This window comes from Limosilactobacillus gastricus PS3, from assembly GCF_000247775.1.
Taxonomy (GTDB): Bacteria; Bacillota; Bacilli; order Lactobacillales; family Lactobacillaceae; genus Limosilactobacillus; species Limosilactobacillus gastricus_A.
Window position 1 is genome coordinate 1 of the sequence record NZ_AICN01000071.1, and the last position, 19,378, is coordinate 19,378.

General features: G+C 43.0%; 18 protein-coding genes and 1 pseudogene. 5 read left to right on the forward strand and 14 right to left on the reverse strand.

The window, feature by feature from the left end; genetic code table 11:
* Positions 1-31: 31 nt before the first annotated feature.
* From PS3_RS07935 to ilvB, 4 genes and pseudogenes are all read right to left on the reverse strand, one after another.
* A complete protein-coding gene (locus tag PS3_RS07935) occupies positions 32-1,357 on the reverse strand; it encodes an MFS transporter (protein ID WP_007122589.1) in 1,326 nt (441 codons plus the stop codon).
* 38 nt (positions 1,358-1,395) lie between these two features.
* Positions 1,396-2,181 carry an ABC transporter ATP-binding protein gene (locus PS3_RS07940; RefSeq protein WP_040468714.1) on the reverse strand — a complete coding sequence of 262 codons (786 nt, stop codon included), beginning with the start codon at positions 2,179-2,181 and terminating at the stop codon, positions 1,396-1,398.
* A 76-nt stretch (positions 2,182-2,257) separates the two neighbouring features.
* Positions 2,258-3,268 (reverse strand): ketol-acid reductoisomerase, encoded by a 1,011-nt coding sequence (gene ilvC, locus PS3_RS07945; protein WP_040468716.1) that lies wholly within the window; start codon positions 3,266-3,268, stop codon positions 2,258-2,260.
* A 39-nt stretch (positions 3,269-3,307) separates the two neighbouring features.
* Positions 3,308-4,975, reverse strand: a pseudogene (gene ilvB, locus PS3_RS07950) (biosynthetic-type acetolactate synthase large subunit).
* Positions 4,976-5,734: 759 nt separating this feature from the next.
* Here ilvB and ilvD point away from each other — a divergent pair.
* Genes ilvD through PS3_RS07965 form a run of 3 tightly spaced genes read left to right on the forward strand, consistent with a single transcriptional unit; the run spans position 5,735 to position 8,809 of the window.
* A complete protein-coding gene (gene ilvD, locus PS3_RS07955) occupies positions 5,735-7,489 on the forward strand; it encodes a dihydroxy-acid dehydratase (protein ID WP_007122591.1) in 1,755 nt (584 codons plus the stop codon).
* A 17-nt stretch (positions 7,490-7,506) separates the two neighbouring features.
* A complete protein-coding gene (locus PS3_RS07960; RefSeq protein ID WP_007122592.1) occupies positions 7,507-7,827 on the forward strand; it encodes a metal-sulfur cluster assembly factor in 321 nt (106 codons plus the stop codon).
* Positions 7,828-7,849: 22 nt separating this feature from the next.
* The gene (locus PS3_RS07965) at positions 7,850-8,809 is read left to right on the forward strand and encodes a bile acid:sodium symporter family protein (RefSeq protein ID WP_007122593.1); all 960 of its coding nucleotides are present in this window, start codon (positions 7,850-7,852) and stop codon (positions 8,807-8,809) included.
* Between the two features lie 42 nt (positions 8,810-8,851).
* Here the strand turns inward: PS3_RS07965 and glmS are convergent, their stop codons facing one another.
* The 5 genes from glmS to murB form a co-directional block, all read right to left on the reverse strand.
* Positions 8,852-10,672, reverse strand: coding sequence for a glutamine--fructose-6-phosphate transaminase (isomerizing) (gene glmS, locus PS3_RS07970; protein ID WP_007122594.1), 1,821 nt, complete (start codon positions 10,670-10,672; stop codon positions 8,852-8,854).
* Positions 10,673-10,848: 176 nt separating this feature from the next.
* Positions 10,849-12,195, reverse strand: coding sequence for a phosphoglucosamine mutase (gene glmM, locus PS3_RS07975; RefSeq protein WP_007122595.1), 1,347 nt, complete (start codon positions 12,193-12,195; stop codon positions 10,849-10,851).
* Positions 12,196-12,216: 21 nt separating this feature from the next.
* On the reverse strand, positions 12,217-13,068 hold the full coding sequence (locus tag PS3_RS07980; protein WP_007122596.1) for a CdaR family protein: 852 nt from the start codon (positions 13,066-13,068) through the stop codon (positions 12,217-12,219).
* Positions 13,058-13,903 carry a diadenylate cyclase CdaA gene (gene cdaA, locus PS3_RS07985; RefSeq protein ID WP_007122597.1) on the reverse strand — a complete coding sequence of 282 codons (846 nt, stop codon included), beginning with the start codon at positions 13,901-13,903 and terminating at the stop codon, positions 13,058-13,060. Before cdaA ends, PS3_RS07980 begins: the two co-directional genes overlap by 11 nt.
* Before the next feature lie 20 nt (positions 13,904-13,923).
* Positions 13,924-14,817 carry a UDP-N-acetylmuramate dehydrogenase gene (murB, locus tag PS3_RS07990; RefSeq protein WP_007122598.1) on the reverse strand — a complete coding sequence of 298 codons (894 nt, stop codon included), beginning with the start codon at positions 14,815-14,817 and terminating at the stop codon, positions 13,924-13,926.
* A gap of 137 nt (positions 14,818-14,954) precedes the next feature.
* Between murB and PS3_RS07995 the strand changes: the two genes are divergently transcribed.
* Positions 14,955-15,488, forward strand: coding sequence for a 3'-5' exonuclease (locus PS3_RS07995; protein ID WP_007122599.1), 534 nt, complete (start codon positions 14,955-14,957; stop codon positions 15,486-15,488).
* Positions 15,489-15,546: 58 nt separating this feature from the next.
* On the opposite strand, the gene PS3_RS08000 is transcribed toward PS3_RS07995, so the two are convergent.
* The 4 genes from PS3_RS08000 to PS3_RS08015 are packed head-to-tail and all read right to left on the reverse strand — an operon-like array spanning position 15,547 to position 18,196.
* Positions 15,547-16,050 (reverse strand): GNAT family N-acetyltransferase, encoded by a 504-nt coding sequence (locus tag PS3_RS08000; protein ID WP_007122600.1) that lies wholly within the window; start codon positions 16,048-16,050, stop codon positions 15,547-15,549.
* Positions 16,043-16,513: a tRNA (adenosine(37)-N6)-threonylcarbamoyltransferase complex ATPase subunit type 1 TsaE gene (tsaE, locus tag PS3_RS08005; protein ID WP_007122601.1), complete on the reverse strand. Its 471-nt coding sequence runs from the start codon at positions 16,511-16,513 to the stop codon at positions 16,043-16,045. The genes PS3_RS08000 and tsaE overlap by 8 nt, the downstream gene beginning before the upstream one ends.
* A 1-nt stretch (position 16,514) precedes the next feature.
* The gene (gene pta / locus PS3_RS08010) at positions 16,515-17,492 is read right to left on the reverse strand and encodes a phosphate acetyltransferase (RefSeq protein WP_007122602.1); all 978 of its coding nucleotides are present in this window, start codon (positions 17,490-17,492) and stop codon (positions 16,515-16,517) included.
* A gap of 17 nt (positions 17,493-17,509) precedes the next feature.
* Positions 17,510-18,196, reverse strand: coding sequence for a uracil-DNA glycosylase (locus PS3_RS08015; protein ID WP_007122603.1), 687 nt, complete (start codon positions 18,194-18,196; stop codon positions 17,510-17,512).
* Positions 18,197-18,309: 113 nt separating this feature from the next.
* Between PS3_RS08015 and PS3_RS08020 the strand changes: the two genes are divergently transcribed.
* Entirely contained in the window at positions 18,310-18,876 is a 567-nt protein-coding gene (locus tag PS3_RS08020) for an LURP-one-related/scramblase family protein (protein ID WP_007122604.1), read from the forward strand.
* A gap of 25 nt (positions 18,877-18,901) precedes the next feature.
* On the opposite strand, the gene smpB is transcribed toward PS3_RS08020, so the two are convergent.
* A complete protein-coding gene (gene smpB, locus PS3_RS08025; RefSeq protein WP_007122605.1) occupies positions 18,902-19,372 on the reverse strand; it encodes an SsrA-binding protein SmpB in 471 nt (156 codons plus the stop codon).
* Positions 19,373-19,378 lie beyond the last annotated feature (6 nt).

Genomic DNA, 19,378 nt, shown 5'->3' on the forward strand with positions numbered 1-19,378 from the left:
TCTATAAATTTTCTCTTTCTTTCTATAATATTTATTTAGTAAAATCGACTTCCTTAGTTTCATGCATCGTTAATAATGAAACTACACATAAGACCGCCATTAATGATAGATATAGGCCCACGGAATGAATTCCCCAATTTGCCGCTAACCAAGCCGCAATGGTTGGTGCAAAGGCCGCCCCTACAATTGCCGCCAGATTATATGCAATACCAGAACCAGAATACCGGACTTTCGTCGGGAATAGTTCTGGCAAGACTGCGCCAAGTGGACCAAAGGCAATCCCCATTAATGCAAAGCCAACGCCTAAGAAAGTTAGCGCTCCCCATACATTATGATGACCAGTTAGTAAATATGGAAAAACTAGTCCGAAGATAACTAAGGCCACGGCACTAAATAAGAGCACTCGTTTACGACCAAAGGCATCTGAAATCCGAGAAGCGAATAGAATTAACAAGGCGAAGATGACGACCGTTCCCATGAGCATCATTAAATATGCTTGTTTACTAAATCCCAGGGTAGTCGTTGCATAGGATAATGACCAAGTTGCGAGCGTATAGAAAAGCGTGTAAGTAACGGCAACGATGAAGGTTCCTTGAACTATTTCTAACCAATTACTTTTAAAAACTTCTACTAATGGTGATTTCGTCGTCGCACTCCGTTGTTTAGCCATCCGGAACAATGGCGTTTCTTGCATCTTCTCACGAACCCAGAAACCAACCACAACTAGCACAGCTGATGCTAGAAATGGAATCCGCCAACCAAAACTTTCCATTTGACTAGGGCTTAGGGTAAACTCTAAAACAACGAAAAGACCATTACTTAAGAAGAAACCAAGTGGTGCCCCTAATTCTGGGAAGGCCCCGTATAAAGCCCGCTTATTAGCTGGCGCGTTTTCCGTCGCTACTAAAGCTGCTCCAGACCATTCACCACCCAAACCAATTCCTTGAACAAATCGGCATAGACATAAGAGAACGACAGCCGTTAAACCTAAGGTATTGTATCCCGGTAAAAGACCAATTAAAACTGTCGAACATCCCATTAATAATAATGAAATCACTAACGTTTTCTTCCGCCCCATCTTATCGCCATAGTGGCCAAAGACAAACGATCCCAAAGGCCGCGCAATGAAGGCAACCCCGAAAGTCAGTAAGCTTAGTAATAAGGCAATTGTTGGGGTAACTTCTGGAAAAAAGACCCTAGGAAAATATGCCGCCGACGCCGTTCCATAAGCGTAAAAATCGTAGAATTCAATCATGGTCCCGACCATAGAAGCCAAGATAACGGTTTTGACTGAATCCTTTTTTAATGTTTTCCTTGGTAAACTAAAATCTAATGATTGTGATAAATTGTTCTCCATAACCTATCTCCCGTAACCAATTCTCTTTTTCTCAATCTCTATTTTCTTAAATAAACTAAGACGTGGTCGTTTTCATTACGTAGCACTTTAACTGGCGCCCCATAGAATTCGGTCAATTCTTCTTCAGTAAACATTGCTTGCCTTGATCCTTGATCAAAAATTGACCCGTCTTTTAACAATAAAACCTTTTGGAAACATGGTAATAACTCTTCTGTATGGTGTGAAACAATTAGCATGGCTGGACTAGCAGGATCGGCAGCAATTTTTTCAATATTAGCCAACAAGCGGTCCCGTGCAAATAGATCTAAGCCATTACAAGGTTCATCCAAAATTAATAGTTCTGGCTGGGCCATTAGGGCTCGCGCAATCATTACTAATTGCTTTTCGCCTTGCGACAAAATACGGTATGGTTTGCCCAGCAAGGAACCACCGCCGACCCGTTTCAATAGGTCTACAGTTGTTGCTTGTTCAGCTGGGGTAGTCTCTTCATAAACTCCAATGCTGGCAAATTTCCCAGATAAAACAATTGATTCGGCACTATCCCCGGGATGTAGCCAATCTTGCAGAGCATTACTGACCCAACCAATTTTTTTCCGTAAGTCATTAATGTTGGAATGACCAAATACATGGCCCAAGACTTCCATTTGACCACTCGACGGCCAAATATCCCCATGTAGCAATTTCAATAAAGTGGTCTTGCCGGCCCCGTTAAGTCCTAAAACGGCCCAGTTTTCACCCGATTGAATTTCCCAATTGAGATCTTTTAAGATCGGTTTCCCCGCTCTTGTAAAATTCACATGTTCTAATTTTAAGACTGTTGACATCTGCCATCCTCCATCTTAATTCAGCTAATTTTTGCCATATAAAAGAGGATTGCCAAACAATCCTCCAAAAACTTAATTAATCACTGTATTTGTCTTCGGCCGCAACGAATGGCATCTTAGCCCGTAACTCGTCCCCAACCTTTTGCAATTGTGATTGTTCCATTTCAGAACGGTAAGCGTAAAGCTTCTTAAAGCCATTGTGGTAATCATCCATGAATTCCTTGGCAAAAGTACCATCTTGAATTTCTTGCAAGTTTTGCTTCATTGCCCGCTTAGATTCTTCATTAACTACTCGTGGTCCCCGGGTGTATGAACCATATTCGGAAGTATTTGAGCAATCCTTGTACATCTTGGCAAAACCACCTTCATAGATCAGGTCACAAATTAGCTTCATTTCATGTTCAACTTCAAAGTAAGCTAATTCAGGTGAGTAACCAGCCTCCGTCAAGACTTCAAAACCAGTTTCAATCAAGGCCGTAATGCCCCCCATCAAAACATTTTGTTCACCGAAGAGATCTTCGTCCGTTTCTTCTTTAAAGGTCGTTGCAAGCAAGCCGGCCCGAGCTGCTCCGTTTGCCTTCGCAAATTCTTTAGCTAAGTCCTCGGCATGTCCAGAATGGTCTTGATAAACTGCATATAAAGCTGGGACCCCAAATCCTTCTTTATAGGTCCGACGACAAAGGTTACCGGGACCCTTTGGTGCCATCATGACAACATCTACATCAGCAGGTGGCACGATTTCTTTATAATAAACATTAAACCCGTGCGAGAATCCTAACACATTTCCTGGTTCAAGGTTATCAGCTACTTCATTCTTGTAGACATCAGCCATTACTTCATCTGGCGTTAACATCTGGACCCAATCAGCTTGCTTAGCTGCTTCAGCAACACTGTATACTTCAAAACCATCATTTTTGGCCTTGTCAGCTGATTGACCCGGGCGAACCCCAACGACCACTTCAACACCAGAATCACGAAGGTTATTAGCTTGGGCATGCCCTTGTGCTCCATAACCGATAAAGGCAACATTCTTGCCTGCTAAATAATTTGTCGTAACATCCTTTTCGTATAACATTTCAACCATAATTTTTTATCTCCTTTTCTCTTATATAAATATAAAACTTGATTATCCTAATAACATATTTGTGTTAGCTTCCCCAGCAGGAATCATTGGAAAGACATTCTCATCTGCTGGGATTTCAACTTCAATAAACGCTGCCCGCGGACTAGCCAGGGCATTCTCCAACTCTGCTTGCCAATTGTCTGGTGACAAACGGTAGGTATCTAAACCATAACCTTGTACAATTTTTTGAAAATCAGGCTGATCTTCAAAAACCGTTCGACTCCGGTGTTGATCAAAGAACAGGTCTTGCCATTGCTTGACCATTCCTAAAGCGTGATTGTTAAACATCACTACCTTGACATTCAGCTGATTTTCACGAATTACATCCAATTCTTCACTTGTCATCTGAAAACCACCGTCGCCCAAGAATAAGACAACGTCCTGATCAGGATGAGCTAGTTTAGCCCCAATTGCGCCGGGGATCCCAAAGCCCATCGTCCCAAGACCACCACTGGTTACCAAATGACTTGGCTGTTGGAATTGATAGTATTGAGCAACCCACATTTGATGTTGACCAACATCGGTTGCCACATATGCTTGACCATGTGTGGCTTGGCTAACCGCTTCAATCACGGCCTGTGGTTTCATAACTCCTGCTTCCTTTTGATAAGTGAATGGATGCTCACTTTGCCAGCTTTGCACCTGAGCTAACCAAGCTGTATGGTCATTCGTTGGCTCACTTTGACTAGCATTGACAAACCATTCCATCGCGACCTTCGCATCCGTCACGACTGGATAATCCGTTGCAATAATCTTACCTAATTCATGTGGATCAAGGTCAAAATGGGCAATGGTAGCCTGACTAGCAAATTCACTCGGCTTCGTAGCCATTCGATCATCAAAACGTGAGCCGAGATTCAACAAGAAATCACAATTGCTTAAGGCTTGATTAGCTGCATAAGATCCATGCATTCCACCCATGCCAAGGAAGTTAGGATCATCACTTGGTAATACTCCCAAGCCTAAGAGGGTCGCAACAGTTGGGGTTTGGGTCTGGGTGACAAATTCCCGCACTAGGCGACTGGTTTCCTCCTTAGCCGCCCCATTACCAACCAGTAACAAGGGCTTTTTAGCCTTTTTGAAGGCCTCCCATACCTCTTGAAATTGCACTTGATTATCATCTGGCAATGTCTCGCTAACTGGTGCTGGCCGAGATGGTAAATAAACATCAGCCGTGGTGATATCCTTAGGCAAATCGACTAACACTGGCCCTGGTCGTCCATCCTGGGCGATCTGGAAGGCCTTACGAACCGTTGGTACTAATTCGCTAGGTGTTAAGACCTGAAAAGTCGCTTTTGTGACCGCTTTTGCCATGGAAACAATATCGACTTCTTGAAAGGCATCCGTCCCAATAAGGGCACGCCCAACCTGACCGGTAAAGACTACCATTGGGACCTAATCAAGTTTCGCATCGGCAATCCCCGTTAAAGCATTCGTCGCCCCCGGACCAGAAGTGGTGAAAACAACTCCCGTCTTTCCGGATGCCTTCGCATAACCTTCCGCTGCATGCGCAGCGCCTTGTTCATGACGAACTAAAATATTATGATATTTCTCTTGATAAACTTCATCGTAAAGTGGAATCACTGCCCCACCCGGATAACCGAAGACGACTTCAACCTGTTGTGCCGTCAGCTCATCGAGTAGCGCTTTTGATCCGCTTGTCTTATTCATCTTGTCACCTCCAAAGCTGATTTAACGAATTTACTAGTCCCGATCCATTAACGAAAAAACACCCATCATTTCTGATGGGTGTTTAGTCCACTCCACCAGAAGTTGTTTACTCTAGTGGACTGGTATTAGAAATTGGATTGACTAAAAAGCCTACCTACCTAATCCACTATAATCGCGAATAATGACAGCTAAGATAATAATGATCACAATAATGATAATTTGAACTTGGATGACATTAATAGCGTTCATAGTGAATTGGCTCCTTTCTGAAATACTTAATAAATTCGATGGCGTAACTATAGACTATTTATCCTAAAGCTGTCAACACATTTTCTAATTATTTTTTAATTACCATCGTCAAATATCTCGGTTATATAAAGGAATCAATTAATTTTTAAAAAGTTAAATTTTTTCTTGAAGTTAATACAACTGTGGGTTTGCGGCTAAATTAGATTTATTTTAAAAAAGGCTTGACAATGATCATCGTCAGATTTATATTAGAACCAATTTAATCAGGTTAGATTTATCTAATTTAGGTTAAGTAAAACAAACCAACCAAGAGGAATAATATGAATCAACAATTACCAGTCATTTTAATTACTGTCATTAGCATCATCGTCATTTAGCAAGACGGGTGCCTTTTAATGATGCCCGTTAGTAATTAAACAAAACGGGCAGTAATTGATATCATCGCCGATCAGGAACTGTCAGCTTCCTGATCGTTTTTTATTTCTTGCCGTGATGAAAAGGAGAAGTTGTATGGGCACATTAAGTTTTTCGATCGATGCTAGTAAACTACAAAAACGAAGTGATGAAATCACCAAAGGGGTCGATCGTGCCCCTGGCCGAAGCCTGCTATACGCTACTGGAATGGTCAAAAGTCCTGAAGATATGGACAAACCTTTTATTGGCATTTGTAATTCCTATATTGAAATCATTCCTGGTCACGTCCACTTACGTGCTTTAGCAGATATCGCCAAAGAAGAAATCCGCAAGGCTGGCGCCATTCCATTTGAATTTAACACTATTGGCGTTGATGATGGAATTGCGATGGGTCATATTGGGATGCGGTATTCACTACCCAGCCGTGAGATCATTGCTGATTCGGCCGAAACCGTGATTAACGCCCACTGGTTTGACGGTGTCTTGTTTATGCCTAACTGTGACAAGATCACACCTGGTATGTTAATGGCAGCGGCACGAACCAATGTCCCATCCGTTTTCGTTTCTGGAGGGCCGATGAAAGCCGGCTTGGATCCAAATGGTAAGGCAATGACCCTTTCAAACATGTTTGAAGCCGTTGGAGCCTTTAAAGATGGTGCCATCACCAAAGAAGAATTCTTGGAAATGGAAATGAACGCTTGTCCAACTTGTGGATCGTGTGCCGGGATGTTTACTGCTAACTCCATGAACTGTTTGATGGAAGTCTTGGGGATGGCCTTACCATATAATGGGACCGCCCTGGCCATTTCCGAACAACGAAAAGAATTAGTTCGCCAAGCTGCCCGTCGCGTTGTCGAAGTAGTCAAAGAGAACTTACGGCCGCGCGATATTATGACCAAAGAAGCTTTTGATGATCTTTACGCTGCTGATATGGCCATGGGTGGTTCAACTAACACTGTCCTTCACGGATTAGCAGTGGCTCATGAAGCTGGCATTGAGTATACGGAACAAGACATCAACACCATTGCTAAACGCACGCCACACATTGCCAAAATTGCTCCATCGTCAAGTTGGACCATGGAAGACGTGCATAATGCAGGTGGCATGCCAGCGATTATGAATGAATTAGTTGAACTCGGTGGTGATGTTTTCCATCCGGATCGTCCATCGGTAACTGGTAAGACGATTCGCGAAAACGTGGCTAATCACTATTCAACCAATAAAGAAGTCATTCGACCAGTTGAGAATGCTTACTCGACTGAAGGGGGGTTATCCGTCCTATACGGTAATATCGCCAAAAAGGGATCCGTTATTAAGTCGGCTGGAGTTGACCCAGACATTAAAGAGTTCACGGGTCGAGCCGTTTGTTTTGATTCCCATGATGAGGCGGTCGAAGGGATTGATAATGGAACCGTCAAAAAAGGCAATGTAGTTGTCATCCGCTATGAAGGTCCTAAAGGTGGTCCTGGGATGCCGGAAATGCTCAACCCAACTTCTGACATTATTGGTCGGGGCCTCGAACGCGATGTCGCCTTAATTACTGACGGGCGCTTTTCAGGAGCCACTCACGGGATTTGTATTGGGCATATTTCACCTGAAGCAGCTTCTGGTGGCGAAATTGCCTTAATTAAAGATGGTGATCAAATCCATATCGATTTGACCAAACGAACCCTTGATCTACTGGTTTCTGATGAAGAAATGGAAAAACGTCGACAAGAACTCCCGCCATTTGAACCAAAGGTTAAGAGTGGTTACTTGGCACGATATCAAGCCTTAGTAACTTCAGCCGATACTGGTGGGGTGATGGTTGGCTATGATGTCTTATCCAAAGTTTCAAATCTGAAGAATTAAATTAACGGAGGTAATTTATGGCTAACCCGACATCAGAATCGATTCAAGATCGAATGATTAAAGCTCTGCAAACGGTTATCGACCCAGAATTAGGGATTGACCTCGTTAATCTCGGTTTGATCTATAACGTGGAGTTAGACGATAATGGTAAGGCTACGATTCAAATGACCCTCACGACCATGGGGTGCCCCATTTCAGAAGTCCTACAACAAATGATTAAAAGCGCCTTGATGAAAGTTGAAGAAGTGACGGAAGTCGAGATCCAGCTAGTCTGGTATCCGGTCTGGTCACCCGATAAAATGAGTCGATTAGCCAAAATTACCCTTGGGTATCATTAACGGCATTTAGGAGGAAGAGTTTATGAATAAAGTAGTTGCATTCGGAAAATGGTTAAGCAAGTGGTTTACCCTCTTTGTGGTTGTTTGGGCCGTCTTCAATTATTTTTTGCCCAGTGTTTCGGCCCCTTTAGTTCCCAATACAAAGTATCTTCTGGGGATTATCCTCTTTGGAATGGGTTTAACCCTTACGGGAAAAGATTTTGAACGAATCGTAAAACGTCCAATCCCTGTTATCATGGGAACGATCGCCCATTACATTATTATGCCGGGCTTAGCTTGGCTATTATGTTTGGTCTTTCAATTAAAGGGAGCGACCGCCGCTGGAGTCATCTTAGTTGGCTCTTGTCCTAGTGGGACTTCTTCAAGTGTGATGGCCTACTTAGCTGGTGGTGATGTGGCTTTAGATGTTTCCATTGAAGCCCTGTCAACCCTACTAGCCCCCTTAGCTTTACCTTCAATTCTGTACTTCTTAGCTGGACGTTACGTTACCGTTCCGGCGCAAAGTTTATTTACTAGCACTTTAGAAATTGTGGTGATTCCAATTATCCTAGGGGTCCTGGTTCACACCTTCTTCGGTAAAAAGTTACGTCCTATCTTAGAATTTTTACCGATTGTTTCGCAACTGGCTATTCTATTAATCATCGGCGCAGTGGTTTCGGCTAATCACGCCAACATCTTCACTGCTGCTACGGCGATCGTTATTCCAGTCGTGATGCTTCATAACCTCCTTGGTTATAGCTTGGGGTACTTATTCTCCCTAGTCCTGCGGCTCCGTCAACCCCAACAAAAGGCCCTTACTTTTGAGGTTGGAATGCAAGATTCTAGCTTAGGGGCTACCCTGGCTTTGGCCTACTTCTCGCCAGCGGCCGCAATTCCATCTACGATTTTCAGTATTTGGCATAATATTTCAGGTTCCGTACTTTCCTCTTGGTGGAAAAACCATACCAAAGAATCGGTGGAAGAAATGTTGGAAACAGCTTAATAAGGATTCAAAAAAGTCGATGCGGGTGCATCGACTTTTCTATTACATGACTGTCACTGACTTAGCTAAATTCCGTGGTTTATCAACATCATAACCCTTTCCTAAACTAGTGTAATAAGCCAACAGTTGGGCCGGCACAACACTTAGGAGGGGCGTTAAGTTATCATCAACATCAGGAATGATAATCGTATCGGTTTCTTGCGCTAAATGCCGTGACGCAATCGTAATGGCATTGGCACCGCGAGCAACCGTTTCTTCTAAATTACTCCGGGTCAAACCAGCTGTCTTATCCTGGGTAATAATCCCAATCACTGGAGTGCCATTCTCAATCAAGGCAATGGTCCCATGCTTTAATTCCCCGGAAGCAAAACCTTCTGCTTGCACATAGGAAATTTCCTTAAGTTTCAAAGCTGCTTCAATGGAAACTGACCAGTCAATGGCCCGACCAATGTAAAAGGCATTCCGGGTCTTTGAAAGAAAACGCGAAGCAATTTCTTCAATATCATCCTTACTATCAGTGATCGCTTGCATGCCATAAGCGACCATCCCTAATTGACTCCGCAAATTAAATTCATCGGCTTCAGGATGCTTTAAAAACTGACCAAGCGCCTTAGCAAGCACTGCTTCGACGGCAATCTGAGCGGTATAAGCTTTGGTTGAGGCCACGGCGATTTCTGGACCGGCATGTAAGAGCATCGTGTAGGTTGCTTCGCGAGATAAGGTTGATTTATCAACATTGGTCATCGTTAAACTTGGCCAATGGTTCTCATTTACTTCTACCAACACTTGGCGACTATCTGCCGTTTCCCCACTTTGCGATAAGAACAAGAAGAACGGATGCTCACTTAACATCGGATGATCGTAGGCAAATTCGGATGAAATATGAACGGTCGTAGGGATGTGAGCATATTTTTCAATCATCCGTGCCCCAACTAAGCCGGCATGATAACTAGTCCCAGCACCAATGATATAGAGATGATCAGCTTTCGCAAGGGCGTCTAGAATGGCCACATCTACTAGCGGGTTACCAGCTTGATCAAAGTATTGGCCAACAATCCGCCGCATCACCGCCGGTTGTTCATCAATTTCTTTTAGCATGTAATATGGATAGGCCCCCTTATCTGCGGCATCCGCATCCATATCAACCACGAAACTATCCCGACTGCGCTCTTGACCTTCAAAATCTTCAATTTGAATGCGATCGGGTTTCACAATTACTAATTCGTGATCCTCAATTTCCATGAACCGATTTGTTTCTTTCAGCATTGAAATCGCATCAGAACCAACTAAATTATATCCATCTGCCAGCCCAACCAATAGGGGACTTTTATTTTTGGCAACGAAGAGCGTATCAGGTTCTTCCCGATCCATGAGGACAAAAGCATATGAAGATTCGTTACTGATTAACCGTAAAACCTTTAAGAAGGCTGACTTGGTCGTCATGTGGCTTTCATGAACAAAGTGAGCCACTAATTGAACAATCACTTCCGTATCTGTTTGACTATTCAGTTCCACTTCGCCAAGGTATTCACGTTTTAATTGCTCATAATTTTCAATCACGCCATTATGAACTAAATAGAAGCGTTTGTCATTCGAAAAATGTGGATGGGCATTCTTTTCACTAGGTTCCCCATGGGTTGCCCAACGAGTATGTCCAATCCCAGCTTTCCCATGAACATCATCAGTTAAGGCACTTTCCAAATTCTTAATCCGTCCTTGACGCTTCACTAGGTAATCGTGACCATTTTGATCATTCACATAAATCCCGGCCGAATCATAGCCCCGGTATTCTAAAGTTTTTAAACCATTAATTAAAATTTCAACACTACGGTCATTTCCCGTAACTCCGACAATCCCACACATTTGATTGCCCTCCCAAATTGGTATAGATGTTTAACAATTTACTTTATTTCACTAAACATTGTAATGATACCAGGTTCGAAAACTTATGTCAAATAATCATTCTAAATTGGTCTAGGTAGTTTCATGAAATTACAAAAAAAGATAACCACCCTCATAGGATGATTATCGTAATGGTTTTATAAGACCCGTCGTGCTACTTCTGCAATCTTTGTTACATATTGATGTACTAATTCTTCCGTCGGAGCTTCAGCCATGATCCGTAGTAAAGGCTCCGTCCCACTTGGCCGCACAAGTACCCGTCCGTCACCAGCCATTTCCTGTTCAACCTCTTCAATTACCGCTTTTAGTTCCGGATTTGATAGAGCAGCTTGTTTGTCTTGAACCGTAATATTAACTAATTCTTGCGGATAAGTCTTAACCTCGCTCGCAAGCTCGCTTAAAGTTTGACCCGTTGCCTTAACCACTTGCAATAATTGCAAAGCCGTTAGCATCCCATCACCAGTGGTATTGTGATCCAAGAAAATAATATGTCCTGACTGTTCCCCACCGAGATTATAACCATTGGCTAACATTTCCTCCACGACATAACGATCACCAACCTTAGTTTTGACGCTTTGCATATCGTGAGCTTCTAGGGCCTTATACATACCAAGATTACTCATTACGGTGGTAACTACCGTATTATGTTTTAAGCGGCCGTTTTGTTCTAAATATCGGCCACAAATATACATAATCTTGTCACCATCAACCAATTGACCGTGTTCGTCAACGGCAATGCAACGATCACCGTCACCATCAAAAGCCAAACCCAAGTCTGCTTCATGCTCCAGCACGGCTTTTTGTAACCCTTCTGGATGAGTTGACCCACAATCTAAATTAGTATTTAATCCGTCAGGTTGATCATTAATCGGAATTAAATCAACGTTTAAATCAGCAAATAATGGTGAAATGAAGGCACTGGTGGCACCATTAGCGGCATCAACCACTACTTTTAAGCCACTTAAGTCCGTAGAAATCGTTTGCTCCAAGAAAGAAGTATACTTGAGAGATCCTTCCAAGTAATCATCGACCATCCCCAAGCCATCAGCGGAAGGACGTGGTAATTCATCAACTGGAGCATCAAGTAATTGTTCAATTTCATATTCTAAGTCATCAGATAACTTAAACCCATCGGCACCAAAGTATTTGATCCCATTATATTCGATCGGATTATGCGAGGCGGTAATCATCACTCCCGCGTCCGCTTCTTGAGCCCGCACTAGATAAGCTACTCCCGGGGTCGTGACCACTCCTAGGCGTAAAACTTCAATTCCCACAGATAATAAACCTGCCACCAAAGCGTTTTCCAACATTTGTCCTGAAATCCGCGTATCCCGGGCTACCAGCACTTGGGGCTGTTTCCGTTCGGAATGGCGGGTTAAAACGTAACCACCAGCTCGACCAACTTGAAAAGCCAGTTCTGGGCTCAAATCTTGGTTAGCAACTCCTCGCACCCCATCAGTACCAAAATATTTTAAATCCATTTTTATTTAATCTCCATTTCTTTACTTATCACTACTAGATGAACTTGCGGAACTCGAACTAGCTGAGGAACTCGATTCGCTAGTGCTGACCGCCGAACTTGATGAGCTAGTGTTATCAGAATCACTAGATTGACTACTACTAGACTGATCATCCGCACTCACGGGAACAGTAACAGAAATTGTCCCTGGCGTAACCACAACATTTAGGGCTTTCCCATTTTTGTCAACTGCTTGTAAGGTGACCTGCTGATGTAAAGTCGCAGTCGTATTTTTAGGAACCTTCACATAGGCAATAACCTGCGAAACTTGTTGGACTTCGCTGCGTGCTCCAGTAACCTGAACGGTATCTAAAGCTGGTTTAGCATTACCCAGTTTGTAATCCCCAGTTAAAGATGTATTGCTAAGCTGTACTTTCACACTAGCAGTAATCGTACTCCGTGGTTCAATGTTAACGGTGATTTTAGCAGGGTTAACCGTCGCTTTTACATTGGAATTTAAACCACTTGTTTTTACTTTCACCGTATGTTCACCAGCTGTTAAATCACTCAAATTAATGTAGGCTTTAAAGTTTTGGGTATTAACGGATGTTGTTACGAGAGCTGACGGACCAGTTAGTTTCACCTTAACAAACTGTGGATACCCGGTAACCACATATTTGTCTGTATTGGCATTCACAGTTAAGGGAATTTTAACAGTCGTCGATTTCGATGAGTTCAAGATACTAGTACTACTATCGTTATTGCCCCGCGTCGTCTGCCGCAAGAAGCCATCACTACCACCATTAACATATAAGAAAAGCACGATCGCCAAAACCAAGGAAACAATCCGCAAAAATAGCGGTCGAGTCCACAGACTCTTTTGATTATTTTTCATGACGACCTCCTTTCCCCCGCAGGAGCATTAAGAAACGCGTCAGCAAATTACTAACTGGCTGGCTTTCCGATCGGTATAAGTTGGCCCGCATAAACTTAAGATAATTATCTCGAGTCATCCCTCGCAATAATTCATTATCTTTCGTAAAGGACACCTCACCTGTCTCTTCAGAAATAACAATGGTCAAAGCATCCGTTACTTCACTAATCCCAACAGCCGCCCGATGTCTAGTTCCCAATTCTTTTGGAATTAATTTACTGTCGGATAGCGGTAAATAAGCGGCCGCCACTGCAATCCGACCATCCTTAATGATTACCGCTCCATCATGAAGGGGCGTGTTTGGAATGAAGGTATTGATTAACAAGGCTGAAGTCACGTCAGCATCCATCGGAATCCCTGTTTCAATATACTCTTCCAGTCCCGTCCCCATTTCAATCGTGATTAAAGCCCCAATCCGGCGTTTTGACATATATTGGATCGCCTGGTCAATCTGCGTGATCATATGCTCTTCGGCTTCATTCTCCGTCCGGTTCCGGGTAAAGAAAGAGCCGCGTCCAATGTGTTCCAAGCCTCGGCGGATTTCTGGTTGGAAAATGACCACAATGGCAATGACTCCCCAGTTAATAACTTGATCCATTACCCATGAAACCGTACTAAGGCCACAGTACCAGCTAATGATCTTTAAAACGATGATCACTAAAATTCCTTTAAATAGTTGAACAGCCCGGGTTCCTTGAATCAGGACAATTAACTCATAGATAAAGAACCAAATTAAAAGTATATCAATTAAACTGGCCAAATTATGCCAGGTTAAGAGGCTGGCTAACCAATCCATATTCTTCTCCCTTCATCGAATCAGTCTCGTCCGATGATTCTAACTTCCGTTTCCAAGGATACACCAAACTTAGCTTGCACTGTTGCTTGCACATGATGAATCACTTCCAAATAATCAGTGGCCGTGGCCTGACCGATATTAACAATAAATCCGGCATGCTTTTTAGAAACTTGCGCACCACCAACTGTGTATCCTTGTAAGCCCGCATCATGAATTAACTTTCCCGCGTAGTAGCCTACTGGTCGTTTGAAGACACTCCCACAAGATGGCAAGTCCAGAGGTTGTTTGTCAGCCCGCCGTTGATTTAAATCATCCATCATTGCAGAAATCACTTCTTGATCGCCCGTTTTCAAACTAAAAGTAGCCGATAAGACAATCGAGCCCGTGTCTTGGACACTACTATGCCGATAACCAAAATCAAGTTCTTCATGCGTTAAAGTAGTTACTTCCCCAACCGGACTAATGACGGTCGCTGATTGGACCACATCTTTAGTTTCGCCTCCATAGGCCCCTGCATTCATGAAGACGGCACCGCCAATGCTACCTGGAATCCCGGCAGCAAATTCTAAACCAGATAAGGCGTGATCACGAGCCACCTTAGTCGTTTCGATATAAGATGCACCCGCTTGCGCAATGACTTGTTCGCCCGAAACCTGAATGTGATTCAACTTCGTTAAAATCAAGACTAAGCCAGCAATGCCACCTTCTTTAACGATTAAGTTACTAGCATTACCAAGTACTGTTAATGGTAAATGTTGCTGGTTAGCATAGCGTACTAAAACTTGGACTTCTTCAAAGGTTTGCGGAAATGCCACCCAATCGGCTGGGCCACCCGTTTTGGTATAAGTATATTGATCAAGGCGGTCATTCGCTTTGATCTCAATTGTCGGGAATAAACTAGTAAGATTTTCCATTATTTGTCCTCCCCCTCATTTTCAATTACACACGTAAAATTATATCATCAAACAAAGCAAAATTATCTATCAATTGCATTTCCCCCCGGAAGTCTATAAAATCGATACTAATAAAATACTAGGAAAGGAGTTTCTCAATGGACTTCGTTGCTTACGATTTTGAAACGGCTAATAACTATCGCTTTTCCGCTTGCTCTTTAGCTTTGATCGTCGTCAGAAACAATCAAATCACTGATGAATTGTATAGTTTAATTAATCCACAAACTGATTTTGCTTGGCGCAATGTGGCAATTCACGGAATTCATGAAGCTGATGTGGCTGATTCACCTACTTTTACCGAGCTATGGCCCCACTTAAAGACTTTTTTTACTCCCGATCAACTGGTAATTGCTCATAATGCCCAATTTGATAATAGTGTCCTAAAGCATGTTTTACAACACTATGACTTACCAGTGCCTAGCTTTAAGAGTCTTGATACCGTCCGGACCAGTCGAAAATTATCACCAGAACTAATTAACCATAAACTTGATACGGTCTCACAAGCCTATCAAATTGACCTGCATCATCATCATAATGCCTTAGATGATGCCCACGCCTGCGCTGAAATCTTGATCCATCAGGTTAACAATTTTGGTGTTGAAGCAATTCGACCATTTATTAAATCTGTATAAACAATGGAGGTTGAGAAGAAAGTTTTCTTCATCAACCTCCATTTTACTTTTTTCCGTTTTAATTAGTAAATTCCATTAAAATCGTCGGTTGCTGACTACCACGGGCATCCGTAATCTCCGTTTCACCAGTTATTACAAACCCATAATGTTGGTACAGCCTTATCGCTCTGGAATTACTCTTGAACACATCCAAAACTAGATGCTCCAAAGGGGCATAGTTTTGATACCAATACAGCGCTTCATCAATTAGCAATGACCCAATCCCTTGATGCCAGTAATCTTTTAAAACCACAATCCCCAGTTCGCCAGCCTGTTGATGATCAGGTAGTGGCATAATTGTCAGCATACCGATCACTTCAGTTTCAAGGCATGCTAGTAAAACCAAGGCATCATCTTGTTGGGCGATGGTCTTTAAATTGAGGGCTTCGACGGACTCATTAACGGATTCAAGGTGTGGAATTAAGATAACATTAGTTTCCTGGGCCGCTTGTCTTAAGAAACTTAAAACTCGTTTGGCATCCGTTTGGTCAGCTAATTTCAAAGAGACTTGTTCATCACTCATGCTCGACAAGCTCCTTTACTACTTGTTCAAAATGGCCTCCATGCGGTTCCAAAGTGACGGAGCGAACTTCTTCGCCAGCCTGATCACAACGGTTAAAGGTGATCGCTAAATACTCTGATGGCAGCTCATCAGCAACAAATTCAGCCCATTCCACCACACTGATCCCATCGCCTTCAAAATACTCTTCTAAGCCTAAATCTTCACCGCCACCAGCTTCTAACCGATAAACATCCATATGATATAACGGTAACCGTCCATCTAAGTATTCCCGAATAATGGTAAAAGTAGGACTTTTAATCACCCGTTGAATTCCTAAACCTTTGGCAATCCCTTTGGTAAAGGTGGTTTTTCCTGCCCCTAAATCACCATTTAAAACAATCACATCCCCAGCAACTAACAATGGCGCTAAGCGTTCACCTAGCGCCATTGTCTGAGCTGGATTATTTAATCCAATTGTTGCCATCTTAATCTTCCAAAGCTTGGGCTGCGGTAATCAAAGCAACTTTGTAAACTTCGTCTTCATTGGTACCCCGTGATAAGTCAGCTACTGGAGCGTTAAGACCTTGCAAAATTGGTCCCACCGCTTCAAAGCCCCCAAACCGCTGGGCGATCTTGTAACCAATGTTGCCTGCTTCCAGGCTTGGGAAGACAAAGACATTCGCATGCCCAGCCACCTTGGAATTCGGTGCTTTCCGTTCCCCAACCGATGGTACAAAGGCTGCATCAAATTGTAATTCGCCGTCCACTGGATAATCAATCTTAGCTTGAGCTAACTTAGTTGCTTCAGCTACTTTGGTGACCATTTCACCAGCAGCAGAACCCTTAGTCGAGAAACTCAACATAGCAACCCGCGGTTCCAAACCGAACATGTGCGCCGTTTCCGCACTTTGGGCGGCAACTTCAGCCATTGTTTCAGCATCTAGTTCGATATTAATGGCACAATCAGCAAAGATATACCGTTCATCACCCTTTTGCATGATAAAGGCTCCGCTGATCCGCTTGTTTCCAGGTTTCGTTTTAATGATTTGTAATGCCGGTCGGACCGTGTCTCCAGTTGGGTGAACCGCTCCTGATACCATCCCATCTACTTTCCCCATGTAAACTAACATAGTGGCAAAATAACTTACATCCGTTAACATTTGATCAACTTGTTCGGAAGTGTTTTTCCCATTCCGTCGTTCTAACAATGCATCATGCATAGCCTTTAAATCGTCAGCTGGATATTGGGTTGGATCCAAGGTCTCAAGCACTGATAAATCCCAACCATGATCTTGGGCTACTTGAGCCATTTTATCTTGATTACCCAATAATAATGGAGTCACTAAGCCATCTGCTTGTAGACGCACGGCAGCTCCCATTACCCGTTCATCTTCCCCTTCTGGAAAGACAATCGTTTTGTTTTTGCCTTTTAATTGATCAGCTAAATTTTGAAAAATATCCATTAATTTATCCTCCAAGCCTATTCAGTAACGTTCATTGGTAACTGCCAATCGATGGGCTCCACTCCCCACGACTGAAGAGCCAGATTAGCTCTCGAGAAAGGACGTGAGCCAAAGAAACCACGATAAGCAGACAATGGACTTGGGTGCGCAGATGTGATGACATAATTGCGGTTTAAATCTATCAGGCGTTCCTTTGCCTGAGCCGAGCGTCCCCACAAAATGAAAACCACTGGTTGCGGCCGTTGGGAAAGGGCTTGAATCGCTGCATCAGTGATCGTTTCCCAGCCCATTCCTCGATGTGAGTTGGCTTGACCTGATCGAACAGTAAGGACCGCATTTAAAAGTAAGACTCCCTGATCAGCCCATGACTTTAAATATCCATGATGAACCGGTTGAGCACCAACATCGGTAGTTAATTCCTGATAAATATTTTTCAGCGACGGTGGTAACGGCACCCCCGGTCGAACTGAAAAACTACACCCATGTGCTTGACCTGGTCCATGATAAGGATCTTGTCCTAATATCACGACTTTCACCTGACTGTATGGAGTCCAGCGAAAAGCATTGAAAATATCTTCTGCTGGTGGATACACTGTCTGAGTCTGGTATTCATTTATCAGAAAATCCCGTAATTGCTGGTAAGCAGGCGCCTCAAAAACATTTTTTAAAACCGGCCACCAGTCATTATGGATAAGCTCTTGCATCTTCGTCACCTCTGTTTTATTTTACCATAAGGTGCGGTGACTGTTTACCTGCATTTCATAACGAAGCCTGCTAAAATAGGTATGTAAGCAATTTCTGCGAGGAGGCTTTCAGGATGCAAAAACTATACTTACCTGACCACCAAGCTAACGAAGCCGCTACTTCGGTAATTTTAACGGACAACGGTCGCCAACGATATCTCCTAACGGGAAAAAATGGTCTTCGTAGTAATCATCTAGAAGTTCAAAATATCCAAGGAACCGTTTTAGCTGCTGCCCACCAACTGGGGTGGGGCTTGCGTTCCAAATATCAACTCATTAACAACCAGCAACCCGTTGGAACCATTACTAAGCCATTTGGGATCATGCCCGAAGTCCGCTATGTTAGTGGTCTTAACTGGGTTATCATTGGTAACGCTTTAAATAAACATTATCGCGTTTTTCGGACAGGTCGACTGGTCTTTATGATGCAACCAATGATTTTATCTAATGCTAGTTATTATGAATTGGCGATCACCAACGAAGCTGACGAACCCCTAGCCATTCTAATTGCGACCCTTATTAATCGTTGGCAACGAAAATATCGTCGACTTCCTAGCAAATTGTACAAACCGAGTTTAAATGGACCTGCGCTTGGCTACTCATACCAATTAAAAACAGGAGCAAACCGGACTCGCTGCTAATGCAGCTTGTACCGTCTGCTCCTTTTTAATAGTGTTTTAATACCCGTTCAATTTGGCGATCTTGTTCTCGCTTCTTAATATCGTTACGCTTATCATATTCATGCTTACCCTTGGCAACCCCCAGTAAAACCTTGGCATAACCATGTTTAAGATACATCTTCAACGGTACTAAGGTAATCCCTTTTACACTTATTTCACCCCGAATTTTTTTCAATTCTTTTTTATGTAAGAGTAACTTTCGATTACGTAAGGGATCATGATTAAAAATATTTCCGCCAGCATATTCGCTAATGTGAACGTTCATTAACCACAATTCATCATGATGAAACTGCGCATATCCATCTTTTAAATTGACCCGCCGATCGCGAATCGATTTAATTTCCGTTCCAGTTAATACCAACCCCGCCTCATAAGTATCTGTCACGGCATAATCGTGACGGGCTTTTTTATTTTGTGCCACGAGATTTTCATGATTTGACTGATGCTGTTTTGCCATGACGAC

Bases quoted from the DNA above. Each gene is read 5' to 3' on its own strand.
- PS3_RS07935 (WP_007122589.1), bottom strand. From the start codon at position 1,357: ATGGAGAACAATTTATCACAATCATTAGATTTTAGTTTACCAAGGAAA.
- PS3_RS07940 (WP_040468714.1), bottom strand. From the start codon at position 2,181: ATGTCAACAGTCTTAAAATTAGAACATGTGAATTTTACAAGAGCGGGG.
- ilvD (WP_007122591.1), top strand. From the start codon at position 5,735: ATGGGCACATTAAGTTTTTCGATCGATGCTAGTAAACTACAAAAACGA.
- PS3_RS07960 (WP_007122592.1), top strand. From the start codon at position 7,507: ATGGCTAACCCGACATCAGAATCGATTCAAGATCGAATGATTAAAGCT.
- PS3_RS07965 (WP_007122593.1), top strand. From the start codon at position 7,850: ATGAATAAAGTAGTTGCATTCGGAAAATGGTTAAGCAAGTGGTTTACC.
- glmS (WP_007122594.1), bottom strand. From the start codon at position 10,672: ATGTGTGGGATTGTCGGAGTTACGGGAAATGACCGTAGTGTTGAAATT.
- glmM (WP_007122595.1), bottom strand. From the start codon at position 12,195: ATGGATTTAAAATATTTTGGTACTGATGGGGTGCGAGGAGTTGCTAAC.
- PS3_RS07980 (WP_007122596.1), bottom strand. From the start codon at position 13,068: ATGAAAAATAATCAAAAGAGTCTGTGGACTCGACCGCTATTTTTGCGG.
- cdaA (WP_007122597.1), bottom strand. From the start codon at position 13,903: ATGGATTGGTTAGCCAGCCTCTTAACCTGGCATAATTTGGCCAGTTTA.
- murB (WP_007122598.1), bottom strand. From the start codon at position 14,817: ATGGAAAATCTTACTAGTTTATTCCCGACAATTGAGATCAAAGCGAAT.
- PS3_RS07995 (WP_007122599.1), top strand. From the start codon at position 14,955: ATGGACTTCGTTGCTTACGATTTTGAAACGGCTAATAACTATCGCTTT.
- PS3_RS08000 (WP_007122600.1), bottom strand. From the start codon at position 16,050: ATGAGTGATGAACAAGTCTCTTTGAAATTAGCTGACCAAACGGATGCC.
- tsaE (WP_007122601.1), bottom strand. From the start codon at position 16,513: ATGGCAACAATTGGATTAAATAATCCAGCTCAGACAATGGCGCTAGGT.
- pta (WP_007122602.1), bottom strand. From the start codon at position 17,492: ATGGATATTTTTCAAAATTTAGCTGATCAATTAAAAGGCAAAAACAAA.
- PS3_RS08015 (WP_007122603.1), bottom strand. From the start codon at position 18,196: ATGCAAGAGCTTATCCATAATGACTGGTGGCCGGTTTTAAAAAATGTT.
- PS3_RS08020 (WP_007122604.1), top strand. From the start codon at position 18,310: ATGCAAAAACTATACTTACCTGACCACCAAGCTAACGAAGCCGCTACT.
- smpB (WP_007122605.1), bottom strand. From the start codon at position 19,372: ATGGCAAAACAGCATCAGTCAAATCATGAAAATCTCGTGGCACAAAAT.